Origin of the sequence: Streptococcus sp. E17BB (genome assembly GCF_041807725.1) — a bacterium.
In the GTDB taxonomy this organism is placed as follows: Bacteria; Bacillota; Bacilli; order Lactobacillales; family Streptococcaceae; genus Streptococcus; species Streptococcus entericus.
In genome coordinates, this window is record NZ_JBGTZC010000032.1 from 1 (window position 1) to 23665 (window position 23665).

Sequence of the window (23665 nt, forward strand, 5' to 3'; positions counted from 1 at the left end):
ATGTGTCTTTCTAATGAGTTGTTTAAGCACTTTTCATTGTAGGTCATATGGAACTTTTTTTCTACACTCAAAAGGCTCTATAATCTCCATGGTGGATTTACCCACTACAGAAATTATAGAGCCAATAAACCCCACCAATTGGTGGGGTTTTTTAGTTGACAAAAGTATAGGCCGCACAAGCCTGCTCACTCACTTCTTTGAAGCCAAGACTAGTGTAGAAAGCACGCGTTTTCTCCGTTTGATTGGTCAAAAGATGACACTGATAAACACCCGAGAACCGTTCCAGGGTTCTGGTCATCAAGGTTGACCCAATGCCCTGTCGTTGGTAGTCTGGTAGAACCAAAATATCTTGAATAAAGACAATCGTTACCCCATCACCAACCGCCCGCAATAGCCCAACTAGCTGTTCGCCATCATAGGCAGCAAGGTGGTAGAGACACTGTTGTAACTGTTGTAACCCTTTTGCTAAGGTGTCAGGATTTTTGGTATAGTCGGTCCAGCCAACAGCAGTATAGAGAGGAAGAGCTTCCTCTATGGTCAACTGGTTAATCTCTCTATAGTCCATCATCATACCTCAGCTAAAGATCAATCCTGTCAGTTCAGTCGCGGTGACCTGACCAAAATAGGTTGGCAAGTCCAACTTGTTCAAGACCGCTTCAACTTCTTCTGCAATCATCCGAGTTCCAAGAAGAGCGACTTCCACTTCAGCAATATCTCCCTTGCCAAAAAAATCACCGTAAATCTTGCAGCTGGCAATCCGACTTTTCTCTATTTCCAAATGAATCTCGATGGTCCCACAGGCAAAGCGACCGTCACGTTGGTAGCTGTATTGAGGGGAATTGCCAAAGGTCCACTCCCAATTCTGGTATTTTTCAGCGACCAAGCGGTCAATGGCTGCCCAGTCCTCGTCCGTCAGCACATAGCGTTTGGCTTGGCCGACCTCGTCAATCCCCATCAAGCGACAAATCATCAAGTCCTTAAACTCATCAGCAGTGACCCTCTGGTATTCCTCCGCCAAATACTCCCGAATCGTCCCTACGCGACTGCGTACAGAAGCAATGCCTTTCGACGCCATTTTCTTGCGATTGGGGTTTAGCACCTGCTCCATAGCCTCGTGGTCAGCGTCTAAAAGGAGAGAGTAGCCGCCATAGATGCGGTTATTGGTGATGGTCATGGCAGAGCCCGACACCTTTTTCCCCTCGATGACCAGATCATTTCTACCGCGTTGCTCTACTAAGGACACACCCAGGCTCTTGAACGCTGTAATGGCAGGCTCATAAGCTCGCTTAAAGTCACCAAACAAACTCATATCGCTAGTCAGGTAGCAAAAGTTCACTGCGCCACGGTCAATATAGATGGCACCACCCCCCGTATCTCGCCGCACGATAGGCAACTGATGGTGGTCGATATAGTCCTGATTGACCTCTGCCGCAGCATTCTGGTACTTGCCAATCTGAACATGAGGATCACAGAAATAAGGAAAAAGAATATCTTCATCTAGGAAGATATGCTGCTGGACATAGACCTGCATGGCCATGGCATAGGCGCCATGGGTCACATACTGGCCGTCACGAATCATTTCAATAAGGTACATGCAAACCTCCTTTTTAGCTGCTTTTTAGTCTGGTTAATAGCCTCATCCCACTAACTCTCGAGCTGTCGCCGACAGAAGCTGAGCGATGTCCTCCGTCAGAGTCAGAGTTTGAGGTCTAAGGTCTATCGGAATACGGTAACTTTTCTGATTTAGTGAGACAAAGAGGGCATCTGGGTTAGCCAGGGTACGCTCTTGAAAGGGCTGTTTGATAAATTGTGGAGTTGTATAGCCAACTCCAATTTCCAGATAAATTACCTTGCCTGTCTCATGCTCTTTCAAAAAGTTCTTGTAACGTTCTTCTTGGGCATCAAAGTCAGCATCCTCCACCATTCCCTTGTCAGCATTGCGCTTGTTGATTTCCATCGGTGCATAGCAGACAGGGCAGTAGGGAATCAGCTCACGTGGAATCTTCATCTGACTCTGCTGCTCTGCCATTTGCCGAATCCTTTCGTCATCACGATAGGTTTGGGCATGGCAATGGCGACTACACTGCCAAAGGGCATACTCGCCTTGGATATGAAAAACGGTATCAGGGTCATAGTCAGCTGCTGCAAAGGCGTTATCGGCATTGGTCGTGATAATGTGGTGGGGTTTGAGAGCTAGAATATTTTTGAGGTTAAGGTAGGATTGCCCGACTGGCTGCTCCAAATAGTTCAACACCACAAAACGGCTCTGAAAGGCCCAGTACTCCTCTAAGCTCTCAAAGTGAAAGAGGCTGGCTTGGAGCATGTCCAAGAGACCATACTTAGCGATAAAATCAGGAAAAGCGTCCTCGAAACGCTTGCCGATGTAGGTAAAGCCATCAGCTGCTGACATGCCCGCACCGATACCAACGACAATGGCATCAGCTTCTACAATTAAGCCAGCCAGTTGCTGAGCCTGAGTGAGATTGGTTTGGGACAAGGTCGTCCAGGTCATAGGGTCTCCTTTATAATTTTTTAAGGCATACTAAAAGTATCATGGGCAAGCACATCTCACGATAGGACATCAGGTTATCCTCGCAGCTACTGGCATCTCTACTCGCCTGTTAGCAACTCTTGGTAAATCTGCTTATCCTCCTCTGTATAGAGGGCAAAAACGATCGTCATCTGGCTGCCTGTCTCTGCCAGCCAGTTTCGAACTGTCTCAAGAGCAATCTGCGCCGCCTCTTGTCTCGGAAAGCCAAATTGACCTGTCGAGATACAGGGAAAGGCAATAGTTTCCAGTCCTTCCTGCTTGGCTAGAGCTAAGCAAGCCAGATAGGACTGCCTGAGCAGACTAGCCCTGATGGGTGATACTGCCTGTCCAGCTGGAATAAATGGCCCTACTGTATGAATCACACGGTCTGCTGGCAGATGAAAGGCTAGAGTCAGTTTAGCCTGCCCCACGGCTTCCTTTCTGCCCTGCTCTGCCATTAACCGCGCACAGGTCAGGCGCAATCGCACCCCTGAAAAGGTATGAATGGCGTTGTCCAGACAGAGGTGATTGGCATGGAAACACCCCAGAAGCTCGCTATTCGCAGGATTAACAATAGCTGATACCACCAATTGCGTCACATCACCCTCATAGAGGTAAATCTGGTCAGCCACTTGCTGGCAGTCTGCCAAAGTCTTAACCGAACGGCTGTTCCACCAGCTCAAAAAACGGTCTTCCAAAGCCAGATAAGTCGCTGACACAGGCTGGGCAGGACGGGTGTTGACCAAGCCCCGCCAGACGGATAGGAGACCAGCATCAGCTGGACTGGACGAAGGAGCTGAGGATCTTTCTGTCACCAAGAGCTCAATCATCTCCTGCAAGAGCGCTAATTGGTCCGTCAGATTAAGCATCTTCCAAGCCATCAAAGGCCGCTGGGTCAACATCTGTTAGTTTAATCAACCAATAGTCCTCGGGCTTGGCTGAATTAAGCAAGGTTGGTTGGTCAACCGCTGCCAGATTGCGGGCAACTACACGACCAGCCAAGGGCGATAGAACACCCATAACTGTCTTCGAAGCCTCTAAGTTAAGGATAACCTCGTCTTTAGCAACAGTTTCCCCTTCTGTAAACTCCACATAACCTACTGTTCCTAAATCGTCCTGCAATTCAGGCGTCATGCTGATGGTGTAAATGTCATCAGTCTTGTCTACCCAGAGGTAGTTGGCAAATTTTCTCATTGGTTTGTCTCCTTTTTAAATCAATTCTTTTAATAATTCTAGGGTTCGGCTTCGATTAGCAAAGCCTGATACCACAGGTACTAAAACGACCTCGTCCACCTGCCCTGCTTGAGCAAGGTCCTGCACTCGTGCCGACACCATATCAGGCGTTCCAACAATGAGTCGCTCTCGCTGCTTGGCTATTTTTTCCTTGTCTTCTGGGGCAATAGCATAGCGGTCAGCTGTTTCTGGGCTAGGAAAGAAGCGAAACTCACTAAAATTTTCCTTCCCTAACAACCAGACACTAGTGGCATGAGCTAGTCGCTCTGCCATTGCTTCCGTATCAGCCACCACCACAAAGAGGGCCAAAGCGGTATAAGGCTGAGTCATAAAAACTGACGGGCTAAAGCTTTCTCGGTATCGGGCAAAAGCCTCTTTAATCAGTCCATAAGGCTCCTGAAAGAGGTAGGGAAAGAGCCCTAGCACATAGCCCAGCCCTTGACGACCCGCCACCTCTGCTGATCCCCCGCCCATCCCTAAGGTAAAAGCTTGGGGCAAACGACTCAAGCGAGGATTAGCAAAGGGAGCTTGTGCAGTGGTCAGATATCCTGCCACATCAGCCAGCACCTGCTCAAACTCCTCAGAGCGATAACGGCTCTGAAGCGCCTCAGACACTAGACTAGTGCTAAGTGAGTTCCCCCAACCGATAGCTAGACGATGAGGTGCCAAGGTGGTCAATGTTGCCACCGTCTCCGCCAGCTTAAAAGCATTATAATGCAAGGCCATAATGCCACCGGTCGAAAGCCTTATAGTCTGAGTCTTGGCTGCCAAATGAGCCAAAAGTAACTCTGGACTTGAGATGGCAAAGCCTGGCACATTGTGGTGCTCGGCTACCCAAAACCGATGATACCCCAACTTCTCCGCTTGTTGGGCTAGCAAAACGGTCTCTTGCAGGGCTTGTTCTGGTGTTCTTCCCTCATCAATAATGCCATAATCAATCACACTAATCTTCATGGTCATTTCTCCTTGTAGTTGCTTTCAAGCGTCCTAAACAAATCTCGTGAGGGTGCAGGAATGGCTGCACCATAGTCCATCAAGGGCACAATGTCCTTGAAAGCTGCTGGTGGAATGGCAAGTTCCGCTAAATCCTCTGGTTTAATCAACATCTGAATCGCATCTTTTTGCCCTGTTTCTATCTTTAGAGCGAACTCTGGGTCAACCAAGAAAGGTGTTGATAAGCCAACCAAATCTGCATGAGCTAAGGCTTCCTCGGCCTTTTCAGCCGTATTGATTCCGCCAGTCGCCATGATTGGCAAGCGATTGCCAAATCGCTCATGAATCACCTCTGTGACCAAGCGCCCTTGATTTTGACCAGGACTGCGGACTCGATTTTTATAAACCTCACGCCCCCACGACGCGATAGCCAAATAGTCCAGCTCTGCTATGTCCAAAAGCCAGTCCAACAACTGGCAAAATTCCTCAATGCTGTAGCCAATACTAGCACCACGGGTCTCCTCAGGTGTTGCTCGAAATCCCAGAATAAAACCATCAGGAGCTTCTGCGTCAACCACTGCCTGCACCCGTCTGAAAATCTCCAAAGTCAAGCGGGCTCTCGTCTCCAAAGTCTGGCAACCGTAAGCGTCCCTACGTTGGTTGCTAAAAGTCGAGAAGAAGGTCTGAATCAGCAAGCGCTGGGCAGAAGAAATCTCCACCCCAGCAAACCCTGCACGAATCGTACGACGGGTCGCTGCCACATAGCTCTCAATAATTGCCTCAATTTGATCTTCGGTTAACTCACGCACCTCATGAGGAAAGGGCGTTTTAAGCTTCATAGGGCTTGGACCATAAACAAAGCCAAAGCGAGTCAAGGCATGGCTGGCAAAGCGACCGGCATAGGTCAGCTGTAAAACGGCCTTGCTCCCGTCCGCCTGCATAGCTTGCGCCAGCTGGGACAGCCCCTCGACCATCTCGTCCTCAGCTGCATTAAAACCGTACTCAAACAACTGTCCGTAAGGATCGACATAGGCCGCTCCCGTGATTTGCAAGGGCGCCGAATGGGCTCTCCTGCTGGCATAGGCCAAGTCTTCTGGACTCACTGCCCCGCTCTTCAATGAAGAGTTGGTCACCATAGGCGACAGAACGAAGCGGTTGGCTAACTGAACCCCATTTGGCAATACCAGAGGGGTAAAAAGCGTGCGGTCTGTGCTCATGACTGACCTCCTGTGACAGCCTGTTTTTCCCTGTCTAAGGTCTCAAAATGATCAAAATCGCTGTAATTAGCCGGTGTCGGTTGGTAAATAGACACCGACTGCCCTAGCTGTCGCAAAACCCTCATCAGACGATCTATCATATCAGCCACCGTAAAGGCTACACCACAGAGCTCAGACAGGTTAGCCATGGCAGCAGGATTAACCTCAGGGTAGCTGATAACAGTCTCCTCTCCAGCAAGACCAGCTTGGTAAAAATCTGCCACCAACTGCCCCCGCTTGGCTTGGTCACCACAGACGCTCAGGTAAATGGACACCACAATCCCATCTTTAATCCGTCGCTGGGCTAGCCCTGCAAATTTCTTACCTTTGATACTGAGATCAAAATTCCCAGGACAGTAAGAATCAGTCACCTCATAAGCCTCAATCGTTACCTGCTGGTCAGCCAGCATGGCCTCTATCAGCTCCTTCATCAGATGATAAGCAGACGTGATTTCCAACTTCTCATCAGCCGACTGGGGAAGAAAGAGGGAAAAATTCAACACCCCCTCATCCGCGACAACAGCCAGTCCTCCCAAATTCCGAATCACAGGCTGATAACCCGCCAAGCGGATGTTTTCAAGACCAGCAGTTAAGTACGGTACTTGCCGATCCAGCATCCCCAGAATAACTGTTTTCTCCAAGGGCCAGAGATGGACAATCACTTGGTCAGGATGGCGATTGATTTCCCTTAACAGGACCTCCGTCCAGACAAAGGGGCTAGCCTGCTCATCAAACACTTCTATCGGATAAAGGCCCAAGCGGCTGAGTTGATTTGTCATTCTTATCTTGCCTCCTTAGATATTATAGCATATTTTCTAACGCATCACGGAAGAAAAAACATTAAAATCGGTCGGCTGCACCGTGACCATCTCCTAACAAACCATCAAAAAATCCTGATGAACCAAACGGTCAACAGGATTGATAGGCTGACAGGATAAGGATGCAATCCTCTACTCTCAATAAGAGTCACCTTAAGCCTTATTCACCACCAAGGTAGTACTCTTTAACAAGGTTCAACTTGTCGTCCAATTCAAAGACCAGTGGTGGGAAGTTTGGAATTTCCACATCCATAATCTCGTCATCGGACAGTTGCTTGATGTGTTTTACGAGGGCACGGATAGAGTTACCATGAGCACCCACGAAGACGTTCTTGCCATCTTTAAGAGCTGGCGCAATCTTGTCTTCCCAGAAAGGAAGAGCACGCTCAAGAGTGACTTTCAAGTTTTCAGCATCTGGAATAACAGAACCATCAAGGTGAGCGTAACGACGGTCTGTGTGTGCTGAGTGCTCATCGTCTTTTGCCATATCTGGTGGCAAAACATCGTATGAACGGCGCCAGATGTGGACTTGCTCATCACCAAATTGCTCAGCCGCTTCTGCCTTGTTTTTACCAGTGAGGCCACCGTAGTGACGCTCGTTGAGACGCCAAGATTTTTCAACTGGTACCCAGAGCTGGTCAGCGGCTTCAAGCGCCAAGTTTGTGGTCTTAATCGCACGTTTCAAAACTGACGTAAAAGCTAAGTCAAACTCGATACCAGCTGCTTTAATCAGTTTACCAGCATCAATCGCTTGTTGTGTTCCTTTTTCAGACAAATCTACATCAGCCCAGCCTGTGAAAAGGTTAGCCTTGTTCCATTCAGACTCACCGTGGCGAGCAAAAACCAATTTTACCATTGTGTTTCTCCTTTTTTCTAATGGGTCTAAGCCCAATTACTCTTATTATTTTACAGGATTTTTGTGAAAAATGCTACTAAAATTTGCATTTTTTTGGAAAATAGCCGAGCAAGCTGTCCGCTCTGCCATGTTCCTAGAAAAATTCTCAAAAAACCAATGCTCCCAACTAAAGGCAAACCAGCAAAAAACGACCAGTTACCCAGTCGTTGCGTTTTTGCTTAATACAGCAAGTCGTAGATTTCCATCGCAATGAGGTCGATGCTGTCGAAGGTATAGGTTTCGCGAGCCGCCACATCACGCAAGGTAAAGGTCGGACCATTTTCAGGGTCGTTGCTGAAAGCCACTTCTGCCACTACAACACCGTCGCGTTCAAAATTACGTTTTAAGTTACCACCATCAGTCGCCATCAGCTCCAAGCGATTAATGATTCTTACCAAATGTGATTCCATCAGAGTATTCTCCTCATTCTTATAGTTACTTTCCTATTTTACCATAGAATGACTAGAATAAAAAGTAAAATCGCTAAAATGAACCATTTTTACTCATGGACGAGCCTTTTGGGCACAATAAGGAGCTCCAAAAGGACTAATACATGGTTTGACCTTACAACTTCCGAACAGACTATCGTGGAAAAACCAGCGACTAGGATAACAAGCTGTCGTTATCGAAACGCTCTTTAAATTTTCCCTAGTTGGTAGTTGACCCATCTGATGAGCGCCCTTTAACCGCAAAATAATGCCCACTTGGGCTGGCAAAATTAAAGGTCAGAAAGGGTTCCGTTTGGACAGGGCTTGCTGTGTCGGTCTGCTCTGCTATTTTTGCCTGTAAGGCATAAATGTCGTCGCTCTCAAAAAGAATGCTAAGCACATGGTCCGCTACCTCAGGCGAGAACTGTTGGATAAAGGCCTTGTCGTATACCTTAATGGTTGTGCTACTTTTGGCATGTGAGCGCATCTCAAAGCTCTGGTAGCCCATCTGCTCACTTGTCGCTAAAATCTCAAAACCAACCGCCTCCCAAAAGGCTTGTTCGGCAGTCACATCAGCAACATAGAGCATCAGCGAGAACTGTTCTGTAAACATGCCCCCTCCTTAAAATTGGACAGTTTGTGACTCAAAGCCTGCAATATCAGTGTTGATCTGCCAGGTCATCCCAAACTGATCAATCACAATGCCATAGGCCGGTCTCCAAGGCGTCTCTTGAAGTTCCAGCTGAATTTCCTTGGCGTCTTGGCTAAGTTTTTTGTAAAGCGCAGTCGCTGTTTCGGCACGATCTAGCTGAATGCAGGCGGTCATATTAGTCCCTTGGATATAAGGGTGGTCGAGATTGTTATCTGAAATCTGCAAACGGATGCCATTGATATTAAGGTTGGCATTGAGGACTAAATGACTTTTTTCTTCTGGTGTATCGGGAATGGCTTGACCAAAGGTCGTCACTGCTACCACCTCAGCATCAAAAACATCTTTGTAAAAGTCAACAGCTTCCAAGCCATTTCCGTCAGTCACCAGGTAAAGTTCAATAGATTTAATCAAAAGTAATGTTCTCCTTAAATTGTTTAGAGCTCATTATAACACATTTAAAGCTAAACTTTCTCGCAAAAGATTTGAAATGATGATACCGATATCCCATCAGTAGTTGATGAACTTTAGAAATAAAAGAAAAATCGCTAACATCAGCGATTTTTTCTTTATGGCCACATCAAGGCATTAACAATAACTTCAAAAACATATTCAGCTAGCTTAGGTTTGACCTGATAAAGGCTAAACAAGGCATAGACTACCGAGAACAAAGACGCAGTAATCAGCATCGATCCAGCGATAACTGACTGGGGAAAAACCAGTATAGCTAAGAGCAAGCTAACGAAACCGATTATCAGAGAGCAAAGAACTTTTTTCATTGGACAACCCTCCTTAACCTTATTTTACCAAAAATGACGTTTAGCAAAGAAAAACTGTTACCAACTATAAACGCCCTAGAATGGCCTCCCAAGCCTCATCGTAGCCCTGTCTGGTCTCGGATGAGAAGATGATAAAGGTATCTGTCGGCTCAAATGCTAATTTTTTCTTGATGGCTGCTTCGTGCTTGTTCCACTTGCCGAGCGGAATTTTGTCTGCCTTGGTCGCCACGACAATAACAGGAATTTCATAGTACTTGAGAAACTGGTACATCTGGACATCATCCGCCGACGGGTCATGCCGCAGGTCAACCAGACTGACCACTGCATAGAGGTTTTCCCGACTGGTCAGGTACTCCTCAATCATCCTTCCCCATCTGGCTCGCTCAGTCTTTGAGACCTTGGCGTAGCCATAGCCTGGCACATCAACAAAGCGGATTTTATCATCAATGTTATAAAAGTTAAGCAGTTGGGTCTTACCGGGTTTACTGGAAGTACGAGCCAGATTTTTACGCCCCAGCAGGGTGTTGATAAAACTGGACTTGCCCACATTTGACCGCCCAGCCAGGGCAATCTCTGGCAGGTCGTCAGGTGGGTAGTGGCTCTTATTGGCCGCTGACAGAAGCAGGCTGGCCTTGTGCGTGTTTAAGGTTTCTTGGGACATGGCAGAGCTCCTAAGCGGTTTCTAGGATGGGTCTGTCTGTTCCTTCCACCGCGTCTTTGGTGATGCGAACCAGACTGACCTCTTCCTGACTTGGGACTTCAAACATAACGTCCAGCATGGTCTCTTCGATGATCGAGCGTAAGCCACGAGCCCCTGTTTTCCGCTCGATGGCCTTGTTGGCAATGGCTTGCAAGGCATCCTCGTCAAACTCCAAATCCACTCCATCGTAGGACAAGAGAGCCTGATATTGTTTAACCAGAGCATTTCTCGGTTCTGTCAGAATCCGTACCAAGTCATCCACCGTCAGCTGTTCAAGGGCTGCAGTCACAGGCAAACGACCGATAAACTCTGGAATCAGTCCAAATTTCTGAATGTCATCTGCGATGATTTCCTGCATGTAGGAAGCATCTTCATCAATCTTGCGGCTGTTCTGACCAAAACCAATGACTTTCTCACCTAAACGTTGCTTGACGATGTCTTCGATGCCATCAAAAGCACCGCCAACGATGAAGAGAATGTTCTTGGTGTTAATCTGAATCATCTCTTGGTTAGGGTGCTTACGACCGCCCTGCGGTGGCACGCTGGCAACCGTCCCCTCAATGATTTTCAAAAGCGCTTGCTGGACACCCTCGCCAGAGACATCACGAGTGATGGAGACGTTCTCTGATTTTTTAGCGATTTTATCAATCTCATCGACGTAGATGATCCCACGCTCGGCACGCTCGACGTTGTAGTCAGCAGCTTGGATGAGCTTGAGCAGGATATTCTCCACATCCTCACCCACATAGCCTGCCTCAGTCAATGCCGTCGCATCTGCAATGGCAAATGGCACGTTGAGGCTCTTGGCTAAGGTCTGCGCCAAGAAGGTCTTGCCTGACCCTGTTGGGCCAATCATGAGAATGTTTGATTTTTGCAAGTCCACATCGTCATCGTCACGACTTTCCGTAAAGCTAATGCGCTTATAGTGGTTATAAACCGCCACAGCCAGTGCCCGCTTGGCGCGGTCCTGTCCGATAACATAAGTATTGAGAATGTCAAGCAATTCCTTTGGCTTAGGGACATCGGTCAACTCTGCTAAAATCTCCTCGGACAATTCCTCTCGAATAATTTCTTGCGAGAGCGCCACACATTCGTTACAGATAAAGACGCCTTTTCCGGCGATGATTTTTCGGACTTCTTCCTGATTTTTACCACAGAAAGAACAGTGGACTAAAATATCACTTTTACGATTTGCCATAATATCCTCGAGTTTTTATTTGAATAAGGTGCCGTAAAAGGCATGAATAGTCACCACAATATTAGTGAAGGCGTTAAGTAGGAAAAAAATACCCAAGCCATAGCGTTTTTTCTGTAGGGCTGGAATGGCTGCTAAAATGCAAATCCCACAGAGAAAGGCAGTAAAGACGCCAAAAATGCTACGTTGCATGCGCTAATCCTCCTTAATCCGTTCATAAGTGGTGACGGTAAAGGCATGACTGTTCTGTTCATCAGCTACAAAAGTCTGCTCTGCTATTGGCCGATAGGCCGACCAATCAAACGGTGGAAAATGAGTATCGCCCGCAAACTCTCCAGCAACCCGCGTCACCACCAGTTGGTCGTAATAAGGCGCAAAAGCCTGATAGATGCTAGCGCCACCGACGACATAGAGGTTCTTGTCCTGTTGGTTGAACCAGTCAAGAACGGCCTCAGGGCTTGATAAGACGGTCATGCCAGTAGTGTCGATCTGATCAGGTTGACGGCTGAGAATCAGGGTCTCACGACCAGGTAGAAGACGCCGGTTCATGCCGTCAAAGGTCACACGCCCCATCACCAGCGCTTGGTGCATGGTCGTTTCCTTAAAATGCTGCAACTCTCTAGGCAAATGCCATGGCAAACGGTTGTCACGTCCGATAAGACCTGCTTCATCCTGTGCCCAAATGGCGATGATTTTCTTAGTCATACCTCTCCTTTCCACAGTCTCAGTTCTACTATTTTATCAAATTTAGCAAAAAAATGCTCGAAAAAAACTTTTCGAGCACCCTCGCCTCTATCACAAAGACTGATGTTCAGTCGGCCTCATCCCAGATGAGACACTGACCGACCGGCTTAATCAGCTAGTTATCATGGTCAGCGTTGCTGTTTTGCTGTAAGATCTGACAACTGCATATCTAGCTGTCGCCAAAGCCAAGGCAAAACAGCCATCTTTGCTTGAGCAATGAAACCGTCACAAGTCCTAAATGACAATAGCTGTGCCATTTTCATGGAAACCGTCTAGATAGTTCTAGAGCTTATAACTTGTTTTTATCTGGCTTAAATCGCTAAATCAAATTTTAACTGAGGCAGGACAGGGTCGTAGTCTACCAATTCAAAGTCCTCTGGCTTGATGGCAAAGAAGTCTGTGCCGTCAGGGACATTGAGCACCAGCCGTGGCTGACAAGCTGTCGGCTCACGGCGGAGCAGTTCCTCAGCCTGTTCAAACTGGTTGTCGTAAATGTGGAGATTGTTGATAAAATAGAAAAATTTACCGACTTTCCAGCCAAAACGCTTGGCAATCATCATCTGAAGAGCCACATACTGCATAGCATTGATGTGGTGAGCCACCAGCATGTCGTTAGAGCGCTGGGTCAGGGTCGCATCGAGGTAAATGTCATCACCCACCTGCCGCACATCAAACATGGTCTGAAAAGCACAGGGCAAGAGCCCCTCGCTGCGCTCGAAGGCCTCATAATCCCAGAGAGAAATAACATTACGACGATTCCAAGGGTTGTCAGCTAACTGCTTGAGCAATTTTCTGATGATGTCATGTTTTTTCACGATAGCCCCATAGCGCTCGCCGATAGTGCCTGTTTCCCCAATCTCCCAGTCGTTCCAGTAGGTCACTCCGTACTTGTTTCTCAGAACATCGAGGTCGCTGGTCTGGTCTTGGTAAATCCAGAAAATCTCCTTGATCGCCGACTTAATAGCAATAGGGCGCAGGGTCGTGATGGGAAACTCACCCTTACTCAAATCGTACTCGGCAAAGGAACCTGTGATGTACTTGGAGTTCGCTGTTGTGCCGTCCTTGTACTTGGGTCTAGCCTGCTGGCTAAAGACCCCTTCGTTCATGATTTTATTGATATTGTCTTTGAAAATGTGGTCTGCTTTGGTCATGTGTTAGTCTATCTCTTCAATCTCTTTTATCACGCAAGCCGGAACACCTGCAACGATGACATTGTCTGGAACGTCTTTGGTCACCACAGCCCCAGCACTGACAATCGCATTTTTACCAACTGTCACTCCTGGTAAAATGGTTGCCCCTGCTCCAATCCAAGCATTTTCCTTGAGATGAACAGGTTGCAAGATCAGTCCCCGTCTTTCCTTAGGGTTAGTCGGGTGGTTGACAGATAGCAATTTGGCAAAAGGTGCAATCAGAACATGGTCATCAATCTGAATCCCCCCTAAATCGGTCAACATCACGCCAGTATTGATAAAAACAGACTTACCAAGGCGAATATTGGCACCGTAATCTGTGTAAAGGGGAAAATTGATGCTCACACTCTCGTCTAGTGCTTGTCCTGTCATGGCGGCAAAAGCCTCTTCCACCTCTTGTCTACTACTGCTCGCATCTTGCAAGACAGCAAAGTAAGGCTGGTTGGCTGCAACGCGGTCATGAATAGCCTTAAAGGCTGGGCCATTAACGCTGATAACTGTTGATGGTTTGATGTCTTCTTCCATATCGTTCTCCTATTTTACCATTTCCTGAGCTTCCTTGAGCTTGACAGACACGATTTTGGACACGCCTGACTCCTGCATGGTCACACCGTAGATGCTGTCCGCCGCTGCCATGGTCCCCTTGCGGTGGGTGACGACGATAAACTGGCTGGACTTGTCAAAGCGGTTGAGGTAGTCACCAAAGCGCTTGACATTAGCCTCATCGAGCGCCGCCTCCACCTCGTCCAAGATGACAAAGGGGATGGTTTTGACGCGGATGATGGCAAATAGCAGAGCGAGCGCCGAGAGGGCTTTCTCCCCACCTGACATGAGGTTGAGTGATTGGATTTTCTTACCAGGAGGTTGGACGGAAATCTCCACACCTGCCGTCAAAATATCAGGCTCGGTCAAGAGCAAATCTGCTGAACCGCCGCCAAACATCTGGGTAAAGGTGGTCTTGAAACTCTCTCTGATGGCTTCAAAAGTGGTCTTAAAGCGCGCCTTGACCTCACCGTCCATATCATCAATGGTCGCTTGAAGCATATTTTTCGCACCTAAGAGATCGTCACGTTGACCTGATAAGAAGGTCAAGCGCTCATTGACCTCGTCAAATTGGGTAATGGCCTCAAGGTTAATGGGCCCTAGATCTTTAATCTGCTTGTTCAAGTCTTTCAACTGCTTCTTAGACTGTTCAAGCTGCTCTAACGGTCTAGCTTTTTCAAGCGCCTCCGTAAAGGACAGACGGTAGTCTTCTGATAAGCGTCTCGCAAAAGACTGCAATCGCTCTTGAACCTGTTCGAACTGAACCTCCAAGGTCGCTTGTTGACGAATCAAGCCATCGTTTCTCTGACTGACCTTGCCTAGGTGCTCCGCCAAATCCTCCAAACTCGCTTCGCAATCCTCCAACTCAAAATTCAGGCGAATCAACTTGCTTTCCTCTTCTTTTTGGCGGTCTTGTACCGCTTGGCTTTGCTGGGTTAAGTGCTCAATCGTCTCAGGAGTCAACTGTAGTTGCTCGCTGTTGAGGAACGTTTCCAGACGCTCTTGCTCTGCTGTTAATTCAGCTAATTCCTTGGTCAGACGCTCTATCGTACTCTCTTCAAATCGGCATTCCGACTGGAGTTCGCGCTGACGAATCTGGCTCTGAGCTAATTGGTGACGTTGCTTGTCCAGTTGTTGATTGAGGCTGTCCTTATCTTGCCGCAATTGCTCAATATCAGCCGTCAAATTGGCTTTCTTCGTCTGAAGATTAGCCAACTGGTCTTGCAAGTGCTGACGGTTGGTTAACAGGTCAGGATTTAGTTCCCCGCTTGATCGAGCGAGCAAGGTATCCTGGATTCTATTGAGGTCAGCTAGGCGCTCAGATAATTGGTCATAGGCCAATCTGTCCCTTTGCTCTGTCAAGCGAGCGAGCTCGCCTTCTTCTTTTAGCAGGCTCTGCTCCTCCTCTAGTTGGTCGATGGTTTGTCGAATGCCACCGACCAATTGTTCCTGCTCCAACATGGCTGTTTTCAGCTCTGCTATTTCGCCCAAAAGCATATCAAGTTCTGGCTGAATAAAGGTCGTGGACTGCTGGCGATTGGCACCTCCCGAAAAGGAGCCACCTGGTCGCAACTCTGTCCCGTCCAAAGTAACCAAGCGCACCTGATAATGTAGATGACGAGCTGCCAATGTAGCCTGCTCAGTAGTCTCAAAGATAGCAGTCACCCCCAGCAGGTTATGAAAGATATGTCTGTGGGTCGCATCAAAACGCACCAAATCGCTAGCAAGACCTAGATAACCTGAGCTAGCCTTGAGCTTATCCAGTTGGTGTTGAGCAAGCTGGCGAGGTTTGATGGTGGTTAAGGGCAGAAAGGTTGCCCGACCTTGGCGGTGTTGTTTGAGGTAGGCAATGCCTTGCTTGGCTGCCGCTTCATCGCGAACGATGATGTGCTGGCTGGCACCTCCCAAAGCAATCTCCATGGCTAACTGGTAACGGCTATCAAAGGTCAAGGACTGACTGACCGCACCGATAATACCATCAAGGCGTTCCCCTGCTTGCAAGACTGCCCGTACCCCAGCGTAGAAATTGCTGTGATTTTTCTGAATAGCTTCTAGACTAGACTTTTTAGCTTCTCTGGTTTTTATGGCATCTAGCAGATCAAACAATTTAGTCTGCTCCCTGCTGTAGCGGTCTTGTTGGCTGGTGAGTTGCTCGGTCAGCTCTTGGTAGGCCGTCAGGAGTTCTGCTACTTTTTGTTGACTGGCTTGATAGCCAGCTAAGGCAGCTTGGGCACTCGCTTTGACCTCTGCCAAATCTTTGGTCACCTGCTCGTTTTCAGCACGCTGGCTCTCCAACATCTGGCTCTCCTGCTCCAACTCCGCCTCCAGCAGCGTCAGTTTATTGGACAGGTCAGCTTCTGTTTGCATCAACTGAACATAGTCTTCACGCAACTCCTCTAAGACCTGATCAGGTGTCTGGGTAAGTCGTGCCAGCCCCTTGTCCAAATCCACAAGTTCCTGATTGATTTGTGTTAATTGGTGGGTCAGTTGCCCAAAGTGTTCCTGACTGGTCAGCAGCTCATGGTCTGTCTCTTGGATTTTCAACTTGAGCTGAACCAGTTGTTGACTGGTTTCTTCTTTTGTCCGATTGGACTGGTCACGCTCCAGTTGGTAGCGTTCAAGCTGCCCCTTGAGATCGGCAGCTAATCGTGTCAAGCCCAAAATCGTCGCCTGGGTCTCGGACACTTCCTGAGCCAGAGCTTGCCGTTTGGTTTTTAGAGCTTGGTTATCGACTTCAAATTGTCGGCGTTGCTCATGGTAGTCTGCCAAGGCTGACTGGGCTTCTTCGATTTTCTTGCTAAGACGGGCTTCCCTATCTTTTTCTAGCCCGATATCCGCCACCAAAATATCCAGTTGCAAGCCAGAACGCTCTTGTTCCAAGCCTTGGAAGAGCTTAGCTGTCTTGGCTTGCTTTTCCAAGGGCTTTATCTGACTGTTCAGCTCGTAGATGATGTCTTCCAGACGGTCCAAATTGTCCTGAGTTTGATTGAGCTTGGTCTGGGTTTCTTTTTTTCTGGTCTTGTACTTGAGGATACCTGCCGCTTCTTCAAAGATGGCGCGGCGCTCCTCTGGTTTGCTGTTGAAAATGGCCTCAACACGCCCTTGCGAGATGATGGAAAAGGAATCCCGCCCCAGACCTGTATCCATAAAGAGGTCATGAATATCCTTGAGCCGAACCTTTTTCCCATCAATCAGGTAATCACTATCGCCGTTGCGGTAGATATGGCGCTCCACCTGAATACTTTTACCAGCTGAGGCGATAAAGCCGTCACTATTATCCAGAGTAACCTTGACAGCCGCATAATTTTGCGCCTTACGATCCTGCGTCCCTGCAAAGATGACATCAGGCATCTTGCCCCCCCGCAAGCTCTTGGCAGAGGATTCCCCCAGTGCCCAGCGCAGGCTCTCTGTGATATTTGATTTTCCAGAGCCATTTGGTCCCACGACCGCTGTAACCCCTTGGTCAAAGGTTACCTTGGTCTTATCTGCGAAGGACTTGAAGCCCTGCATTTCTATCTCTTTTAAAAACATCTTAACCTCGCTGTAACTGGTCGAGGGCAATCTTGGCAGCTGCCTGCTCTGCTATTTTTTTAGACTTGCCTTCACCCATGCCGATACAGGTGCCGTCCACAAAAACGGCGACCCCAAAGACCTTAGCGTGAGCAGGTCCTGTCTCATTGACCACCTGATAACTGATGGTCACATCGCCATCGCTCTGGAGAAACTCCTGAAGGGCGGTCTTATAGTCTGACACTTGGGCGTAATTCCCCTGCTCCACCTGCGTGATGACCACTTCTTGCAAAAAGTCTTCAACACAGCTGATGCCTTTGTCCAATAGCAGAGCGCCTAAGAAAGCCTCAAAGAGGTCAGCTAAAATGGCAGCCCTCTGGCGACCTCCAGTTTTTTCCTCACCCTTACCGAGCTTGATAAAGCGGTCAAACCCGCAACGTCTGGAAAAATCAGCCAGGCTTTCTTCACGGACAATGGCTGAACGCAACTTAGACAAATCCCCTTCTGGCTTTTTAGGGTATTTCTGATAAAGGTACTGAGAGATGATGAGTTGCAGAACCGCGTCTCCTAAAAATTCCAAGCGCTCATTGTGTGGAACTTTTAGGAGGCGGTGTTCGTTCGCATAACTCGTATGGGTAAAGGCCGTGTCAAGCAAATTCTGGTCGGAAAAGGCAATACCAAAAACAGCTTGCAAGTGATTAACTAATATGGTCATAAGATTCCTTTCTCTTCAAACGGTTTCTCTTATTATAGCACAAAACTCGCTCAAATGAGCGAGTTAAGCTAATCTGATTAACATGTTGGACAAGAGCAGGTCAAGACCTGCACCCTAAGCCATGGAACTTGGAACAGAACCTTGCATCTCAACTGCTATCTGACTGACCAAGACGGGTTATCGTCTAGCTAAGAGGTCGGCGTAGTAAGCACGGCTGTTGTTGAGGACAGCTAGCACAGCCAGATAGAACTGGTCTCCCTTGACCCGTACTAGGACAGCTGTGTAGTCTGCCAAGTCTTGGTAAGGCGCAAAGGCCCTTTTCCGCAGCTGCTTAACATCGCTGACGGTCTTGGTCAAGCCCTCATGAGAACGGGCGGAAAAGGCAGCTTCAAAAGCCGTCTGGCTAGCACTCAGCTTGGTGACAAAGCGGTCAATGCCAAGGATGGTCAGCTGGTCTTGGTAGGGGGCGCCAGCCAATTTCACCAAGAGGGTGGTCAACAGGGCAGTCTGGGCTTCGTAGTTGGTCTTAGCGGTCAGCTTGTACTGGTCAAGCAGTTGTCTGAGGCTAGTGTAGGCAGCTTTCTCCGCCTCGTCACGACTGCTGCGATAGGGGCGCAGGCTGTCCTTGAGGGCTTGAAAATCACGGTCACGCTGTTCATCGACCTTAGCGATGTCGGCGGACTTACTACTGGCTCGCACCTGCTCCAGAGAGCGGGTAAAGGGGCGGAGCTGGGTGCGCAGGTCAGCCACCAAGCGAGTGACCAGCTCATCTGTCGACAGGTCAATGCCTGACTTGTCCAAGTCATCGAGAAAGCGGGTCTGAAACTGACTGGCTTCCGCGTGGCGGAGGTTGGCGTGATTGAGGGAAACGAGTTTTTTCGTCATAACAGTCCTTTCTGTACGGTCAGAAGTTCTGACAGGCTCAGGTTCTTGAGCGACCAGCCGTCAGAAGGTCTGAGCAGCTGGCGCCAGAGGAATTTGCCTCGTCAGAACATCTGACGGCTTCAATCATTCGTTATTAGCAATATCAGAATTTCTGATAGAGAGTAGTGTTCGGATTTCTCGCTTTCAGAGCTTCTGACAGATGAGAAACAAACCCGACAACGGTCGGTCATCGGGTTTGAATAGTTTTACTTGGTTTTGCGAGCCTTAGCCAAGCCAAGGCCAAAGAGCACTAGAGACACTCCCATAGCGGTCAGGGCTTCTGTAGTCAGCTCACCCGTGGTTGGCAGGGTCTTGGCTGCTGATGGCGCAGGTTTGTCAGCTGTCGCTGGTTTATCTGCTGACGCAGGGGCTGATTGATTAGCTGTCAAGCTGGTCAGATCTGCCTTGAGCTTGTCCAGCTCCTCTGCTGTCTCTGCAAAGGCGATGTTGACAGCCAACTCACCCTTTTGCTCATCGGTCAGGCGAGACTTGTCCACCTGAGCTAAGAGTTGGTTGCGGGTGGCGGACAGGTCTTCTTTGTCTGCTTGCGTGGCTGGTGAGGTCACGGAAGTGTTATCCTCATCGTCAGATGGAGGTGTTTGGGATTCTGACCCACTACCTTGGTCGCTATTTTCGGCTGGTGGGGTCTGGTCTTGAACATCAGTGCCACCACTATTATCGGTCGGTGGGGTGGCTGGGGTAGTCGGTTTTGGATCAGCTGGAGCTGGGTCTAAAGGCTTCTTGTTGTAGACAACAAAAATACCGTGAATACCACCTTCAGGAGTAAACTCTGCAAACTGGGTACTTCCTCCGCCATTAAGGGCTGTATCTAGCTCACTTGCTGGAATCCAACAATCAAAAGTGTAACCCGGAAAGTCAGGAAACTCCACTCGGTATGGTTGACCGTTAGGAACATCAAAATAACTCTTACCCCGCAACTCTGCAAAAAAATTGTCATCCTGCGGATCGCGACCGAAATAGCTTACGGAAATAATACTTGTGTTCGCCTCGTCGGCATTGACAATAGTTGCCCCAATAAAAGGCACATCCGTCGCTGTGGTGACCACACCCAGGGTGGCCAGCGACAAGCTCGCAACCCCATATTTGAGAAGTTTTTTCATAAACTCCCTCCTTTTCCTTAAAAAGTATTACTTTTAGAAGGGCTTGGCCTGAAAGGTCAAGTCCTATATACTAGTATATAGGCATTTTGTCAAGGTTTTTGCTCATTTGTTAAGAAATTGTAACATAAAAACCTGCCTTGGTCAGGCTGTTCAGCAGTATGGTCTTTGTCATCAGGCACTGTTTTTGATAAAAATAGCCGCCGAAGGCGGCGACTAATCTGATTGTTGTGAGGCGCTCAAGTGACATTCCTCTCCCTGCTCGGCGATTGCCCTCAAAAAAACAGCCCGAAGGCTGTTTTGATTAGAGTTTCATCAGGGGGCTAGCGCTGTCCGGCGAGGTATCATAAATCTTGACCCCTGTGCCTGCGGCGATGTCCGCCTGCTGGAGGCTGGTCGTCATGGTCAAATTGGCCAGTTCCTTGATGTTATTTTCCTTGCTCAGGTGCCCGAGGTGGATACGCTTGGTGCGGTTGCCCAACGTCCGAATCATAGCAGCAGCTCCATCTTCGTTGGAGAGATGTCCCTTATCCGAGAGGATGCGCTGCTTGGTGCTCCAAGGATAAGAGCCCGCACGCAGGATATTGATGTCGTGGTTAGACTCGATGAGGTAGGCATCTGCGTTTTCGATAATGCCTGCCATGCGGTCAGACACATAGCCCGTGTCCGTCAGCATGACAAAGCTTTTGTCGTCTTTCATGAAGCGGTAAAACTGTGGTGAGATCGCATCATGACTGACACCAAAACTTTCGATGTCCAAATCCCCAAAGGTCATCACCGTATTTTCCGCAAAAATATGCTTGTGCTCTAAATCAATTTTGCCAAGGGCTCCTTCCATCGCTGACCAGGTCTTCGCATTGGCATAGACATCCAACCCATATTTCCTAGCCAGTACACCGACCCCGTAGATATGATCCTTGTGCTCATGAGTGACAAAAATGGCATCTAAGTCTTCTGGTCTGCGGTCAATTTCCGCCAAAAGGCTCACAATTTTTTTCCCTGACAGGCCTGCATCAACCAAAAAACGTTTCTTTGGCGTCTCCAAATAGAAGGAGTTCCCTGTTGACCCAGATGCTAAAATACTATACTTAAATCCTTGTTCCAAAAAGGTCAATCCTCCTCCCAATCATCCAGATCCAAAACAGTCGGATCCTTTTCATACGGCAAGACAATGGTAAATGTCGACCCTTTCCCATAATCACTTTTCGCCCAGATAAAGCCATCATGGAGCTTGATGATTTCCTTGGCAATGGACAAGCCCAAACCTGTGCCACCTTGCTCACGGCTTCTGGCGCGGTCTACACGGTAAAACCGGTCAAAAATTAAGGGCAAATCTTTCTTAGGAATCCCTAACCCTTCATCAGAAATCGAGACAATCAATTGACTGTCTGTTGTCTTCATCGACACCGTGATTTTACCACCATCAGGCGAGTACTTGATGGCGTTGTTCAAGATGTTTTCGATCACCTGTGTCATCTTGTCTGTATCAATCTCTATCCAAATTGAATTGATGGGATAATCCCGCACCAGTTCATAAAATTTACCGCTGTTGGTTTGCTGATTTTTTATCAAATCAAATCGGTTCAAAATAGAGGTCATAAAGGCTGTAAAGTTAATCATCTCGACATCCAGCGCCGTGGCCTGATTGTCAATACGTGACAAGGCGAGCAAATCAGAAATCATCCGCATCATGCGATTGGTCTCATTTAACGATACCTTGATAAAGTCTGGTGCCACCTCCTCACGAAGAGCGCCTTCATCGAGGGCCTCCAGATAGGACTTGACCGAAGTCAAAGGGGTTCTCAACTCATGGCTAACATTAGACACAAAGAGACGGCGTTCACGCTCCTCTCGGTCTTGGTCAGTCGTGTCATGAATCACCACAATAAGCCCTGAGATAAAGCCTGACTCTCTACGGTTGAGGGCAAAACGCAGCCACAGAGCGATAAATTCGCCAAATTCGTTACGACGGCGAATGGTCACTGTTGGGGTCTTTGACACCAAATCATGGTAGGTATAGCGCTGATCATGGTCAAACAGGTCAACAATATTCATCTTCAGCGCTGCTTCTTTACTCAGATTGAGGTGACGTTGAGCCATCTGGTTAATCATGATGATTTGTCCGGAACGATTGGTCGCCAAAACCCCATCTGTCATGTAGGACAAAATAGAGGATAGGCGGTTTTTTTCCTGCGACAAATTCTCATGGTTGGCATGCAGAACATCTGACAGGTCGTTGAGCTGCGTAGCCAACTCCCCTAGACCTGACTTACTCTTGACATCAAGCACATCTGCGTAATTTCCCTTGATTAGGGAATCAACTTTTTTGTTTATTTTTTTGATGAGCTGCGCTTCATGGTACTCTCGCATGGCCAAATAAAAGAAATAAAGAGCGACCAGCCCCAACAAGGCAAGTAGGGTAAATTCAAATAGATTCAGGTTTTCAATCACATCAGTCATAAGATTTCATGTAGTATCCAACACCACGTCTGGTTAAAATATATTCTGGTCGGCTTGGCTGATCTTCAATCTTTTCGCGCAAGCGACGAATGGTCACATCAACTGTACGTACATCACCAAAATAATCATAGCCCCAGACCGTTTCAAGCAAATGCTCACGAGTCATGACTTGACCAGCATGGTTAGCCAAGTGGTGCAGGAGTTCAAATTCCCGGTGGGTTAAATCCAACTCTTGACCATGTTTTTTCGCCACAAAGGCATCTGGAACGATTTCCAAGTCACCAACAACAATTGTTTTACGACCACCAACAACCGTTTCTTCAGTCACCGCAGCTCCGATGGTTTCAGAACGGCGTAAATGGACCTTGACCCTAGCTAACAATTCTCGATTGGAAAAGGGCTTGGTCACATAATCATCTGCTCCGATTTCCAAACCGATGACCTTATCAAACTCGCTATCTTTCGCTGAGAGCATGATAATCGGGAGATGGCTGGTTTTCCGAATGGCCTTGGCCACTTCGAGACCATCAAGTTCTGGCAACATCAGGTCTAAAATGACTAAATCAGGTTTCTCCTCTTCAAATAAGGTCACAGCTGTCCGTCCGTCGTAAGCAGTGACTGTCTCATATCCTTCCTTGGTCAAGTTAAATTTGATAATATCTGAAATCGGGCGTTCATCATCTACAATCAGTATTTTTTTCATGCGGTATCCTCGTTTCTCTCATTAACAGTTTAACGCTATTTTGATTATATCAAAAATTCCAACAGATGGGAAACGTTAAGTCGTACCTAGTATAGTCCCTCAATCTTAAATGAAAAATAAAGTCCAAACGTCTAACTTTTTAGAGAGGCACACCTCACTGTTGCTGTTCTAAAGCAAAGTCTGTCGTCCATGACTTGGTTCTACAATACATCAAAAGCGGCTCTATAATTTCTGTAGTGGGTAAATCCACCATGGAGATTATAGAGCCTTTTGAGTGTAGAAAAAAAGTTCCATATGACCTACAATGAAAAGTGCTTAAACAACTCATTAGAAAGACACATA

27 protein-coding genes are annotated in these 23665 nt (G+C 47.8%); all 27 read right to left on the bottom strand.

Annotated elements, in window-relative coordinates:
- Positions 1 to 151: 151 nt before the first annotated feature.
- Positions 152 to 568 (bottom strand): GNAT family N-acetyltransferase, encoded by a 417-nt coding sequence (locus ACERC7_RS08185; RefSeq protein WP_373666662.1) that lies wholly within the window; start codon positions 566 to 568, stop codon positions 152 to 154.
- A gap of 6 nt (positions 569 to 574) precedes the next feature.
- Positions 575 to 1594, bottom strand: a complete 1020-nt coding sequence (locus tag ACERC7_RS08190; RefSeq protein WP_373666663.1) for a lipoate--protein ligase — start codon at positions 1592 to 1594, stop codon at positions 575 to 577.
- A 42-nt stretch (positions 1595 to 1636) separates the two neighbouring features.
- On the bottom strand, positions 1637 to 2512 hold the full coding sequence (locus tag ACERC7_RS08195) for a deacetylase SIR2 (RefSeq protein WP_373666664.1): 876 nt from the start codon (positions 2510 to 2512) through the stop codon (positions 1637 to 1639).
- A 98-nt stretch (positions 2513 to 2610) separates the two neighbouring features.
- On the bottom strand, positions 2611 to 3390 hold the full coding sequence (locus tag ACERC7_RS08200) for a protein-ADP-ribose hydrolase (RefSeq protein WP_373666679.1): 780 nt from the start codon (positions 3388 to 3390) through the stop codon (positions 2611 to 2613).
- 1 nt (position 3391) lies between these two features.
- Positions 3392 to 3724 (bottom strand): glycine cleavage system protein H, encoded by a 333-nt coding sequence (locus ACERC7_RS08205; RefSeq protein WP_373659321.1) that lies wholly within the window; start codon positions 3722 to 3724, stop codon positions 3392 to 3394.
- Positions 3725 to 3739: 15 nt separating this feature from the next.
- Positions 3740 to 4717 carry an MsnO8 family LLM class oxidoreductase gene (locus tag ACERC7_RS08210; protein ID WP_373666665.1) on the bottom strand — a complete coding sequence of 326 codons (978 nt, stop codon included), beginning with the start codon at positions 4715 to 4717 and terminating at the stop codon, positions 3740 to 3742.
- Between the two features lie 2 nt (positions 4718 to 4719).
- Positions 4720 to 5913: an NADH-dependent flavin oxidoreductase gene (locus tag ACERC7_RS08215; RefSeq protein ID WP_373666666.1), complete on the bottom strand. Its 1194-nt coding sequence runs from the start codon at positions 5911 to 5913 to the stop codon at positions 4720 to 4722.
- Positions 5910 to 6731 (bottom strand): lipoate--protein ligase family protein, encoded by an 822-nt coding sequence (locus ACERC7_RS08220; protein ID WP_373666667.1) that lies wholly within the window; start codon positions 6729 to 6731, stop codon positions 5910 to 5912. Before ACERC7_RS08220 ends, ACERC7_RS08215 begins: the two co-directional genes overlap by 4 nt.
- A gap of 199 nt (positions 6732 to 6930) precedes the next feature.
- Positions 6931 to 7626 (bottom strand): phosphoglycerate mutase, encoded by a 696-nt coding sequence (locus ACERC7_RS08225; RefSeq protein ID WP_018367341.1) that lies wholly within the window; start codon positions 7624 to 7626, stop codon positions 6931 to 6933.
- 218 nt (positions 7627 to 7844) lie between these two features.
- Positions 7845 to 8075: a YkuJ family protein gene (locus tag ACERC7_RS08230; protein ID WP_018367342.1), complete on the bottom strand. Its 231-nt coding sequence runs from the start codon at positions 8073 to 8075 to the stop codon at positions 7845 to 7847.
- A 238-nt stretch (positions 8076 to 8313) separates the two neighbouring features.
- On the bottom strand, positions 8314 to 8706 hold the full coding sequence (locus ACERC7_RS08235) for a VOC family protein (protein ID WP_373666668.1): 393 nt from the start codon (positions 8704 to 8706) through the stop codon (positions 8314 to 8316).
- A 9-nt stretch (positions 8707 to 8715) separates the two neighbouring features.
- The gene (locus ACERC7_RS08240) at positions 8716 to 9156 is read right to left on the bottom strand and encodes a VOC family protein (RefSeq protein ID WP_373666669.1); all 441 of its coding nucleotides are present in this window, start codon (positions 9154 to 9156) and stop codon (positions 8716 to 8718) included.
- Between the two features lie 155 nt (positions 9157 to 9311).
- A complete protein-coding gene (locus ACERC7_RS08245; protein ID WP_373666670.1) occupies positions 9312 to 9521 on the bottom strand; it encodes a hypothetical protein in 210 nt (69 codons plus the stop codon).
- A gap of 64 nt (positions 9522 to 9585) precedes the next feature.
- Entirely contained in the window at positions 9586 to 10182 is a 597-nt protein-coding gene (gene yihA / locus ACERC7_RS08250) for a ribosome biogenesis GTP-binding protein YihA/YsxC (protein ID WP_373666671.1), read from the bottom strand.
- A gap of 10 nt (positions 10183 to 10192) precedes the next feature.
- Complete coding sequence (gene clpX, locus ACERC7_RS08255; RefSeq protein WP_373659313.1) at positions 10193 to 11419, bottom strand: ATP-dependent Clp protease ATP-binding subunit ClpX; 1227 nt, start codon at positions 11417 to 11419, stop codon at positions 10193 to 10195.
- A gap of 15 nt (positions 11420 to 11434) precedes the next feature.
- Positions 11435 to 11608: a hypothetical protein gene (locus ACERC7_RS08260; protein ID WP_018367348.1), complete on the bottom strand. Its 174-nt coding sequence runs from the start codon at positions 11606 to 11608 to the stop codon at positions 11435 to 11437.
- Positions 11609 to 11611: 3 nt separating this feature from the next.
- Positions 11612 to 12121: a dihydrofolate reductase gene (locus ACERC7_RS08265; RefSeq protein ID WP_373659312.1), complete on the bottom strand. Its 510-nt coding sequence runs from the start codon at positions 12119 to 12121 to the stop codon at positions 11612 to 11614.
- A 350-nt stretch (positions 12122 to 12471) separates the two neighbouring features.
- The gene (locus tag ACERC7_RS08270) at positions 12472 to 13311 is read right to left on the bottom strand and encodes a thymidylate synthase (RefSeq protein WP_373666672.1); all 840 of its coding nucleotides are present in this window, start codon (positions 13309 to 13311) and stop codon (positions 12472 to 12474) included.
- A gap of 3 nt (positions 13312 to 13314) precedes the next feature.
- Positions 13315 to 13875, bottom strand: coding sequence for a DapH/DapD/GlmU-related protein (locus ACERC7_RS08275; RefSeq protein WP_373659310.1), 561 nt, complete (start codon positions 13873 to 13875; stop codon positions 13315 to 13317).
- A 9-nt stretch (positions 13876 to 13884) separates the two neighbouring features.
- Positions 13885 to 17424 carry a chromosome segregation protein SMC gene (gene smc / locus ACERC7_RS08280; RefSeq protein WP_373666673.1) on the bottom strand — a complete coding sequence of 1180 codons (3540 nt, stop codon included), beginning with the start codon at positions 17422 to 17424 and terminating at the stop codon, positions 13885 to 13887.
- Position 17425: 1 nt separating this feature from the next.
- Complete coding sequence (rnc, locus tag ACERC7_RS08285) at positions 17426 to 18118, bottom strand: ribonuclease III (RefSeq protein ID WP_373666674.1); 693 nt, start codon at positions 18116 to 18118, stop codon at positions 17426 to 17428.
- A 177-nt stretch (positions 18119 to 18295) separates the two neighbouring features.
- Positions 18296 to 19003, bottom strand: coding sequence for a DUF6261 family protein (locus tag ACERC7_RS08290; RefSeq protein WP_373666675.1), 708 nt, complete (start codon positions 19001 to 19003; stop codon positions 18296 to 18298).
- A gap of 245 nt (positions 19004 to 19248) precedes the next feature.
- Complete coding sequence (locus ACERC7_RS08295) at positions 19249 to 20163, bottom strand: LPXTG cell wall anchor domain-containing protein (protein WP_373666676.1); 915 nt, start codon at positions 20161 to 20163, stop codon at positions 19249 to 19251.
- A 109-nt stretch (positions 20164 to 20272) separates the two neighbouring features.
- The gene (locus ACERC7_RS08300) at positions 20273 to 20410 is read right to left on the bottom strand and encodes a hypothetical protein (RefSeq protein WP_373659304.1); all 138 of its coding nucleotides are present in this window, start codon (positions 20408 to 20410) and stop codon (positions 20273 to 20275) included.
- A 54-nt stretch (positions 20411 to 20464) separates the two neighbouring features.
- Positions 20465 to 21265, bottom strand: a complete 801-nt coding sequence (locus tag ACERC7_RS08305; protein ID WP_373659303.1) for an MBL fold metallo-hydrolase — start codon at positions 21263 to 21265, stop codon at positions 20465 to 20467.
- A 5-nt stretch (positions 21266 to 21270) separates the two neighbouring features.
- Positions 21271 to 22620: a cell wall metabolism sensor histidine kinase VicK gene (gene vicK / locus ACERC7_RS08310; RefSeq protein WP_373666677.1), complete on the bottom strand. Its 1350-nt coding sequence runs from the start codon at positions 22618 to 22620 to the stop codon at positions 21271 to 21273.
- A complete protein-coding gene (yycF, locus tag ACERC7_RS08315) occupies positions 22613 to 23323 on the bottom strand; it encodes a response regulator YycF (RefSeq protein WP_373666678.1) in 711 nt (236 codons plus the stop codon). Before yycF ends, vicK begins: the two co-directional genes overlap by 8 nt.
- Positions 23324 to 23665 lie beyond the last annotated feature (342 nt).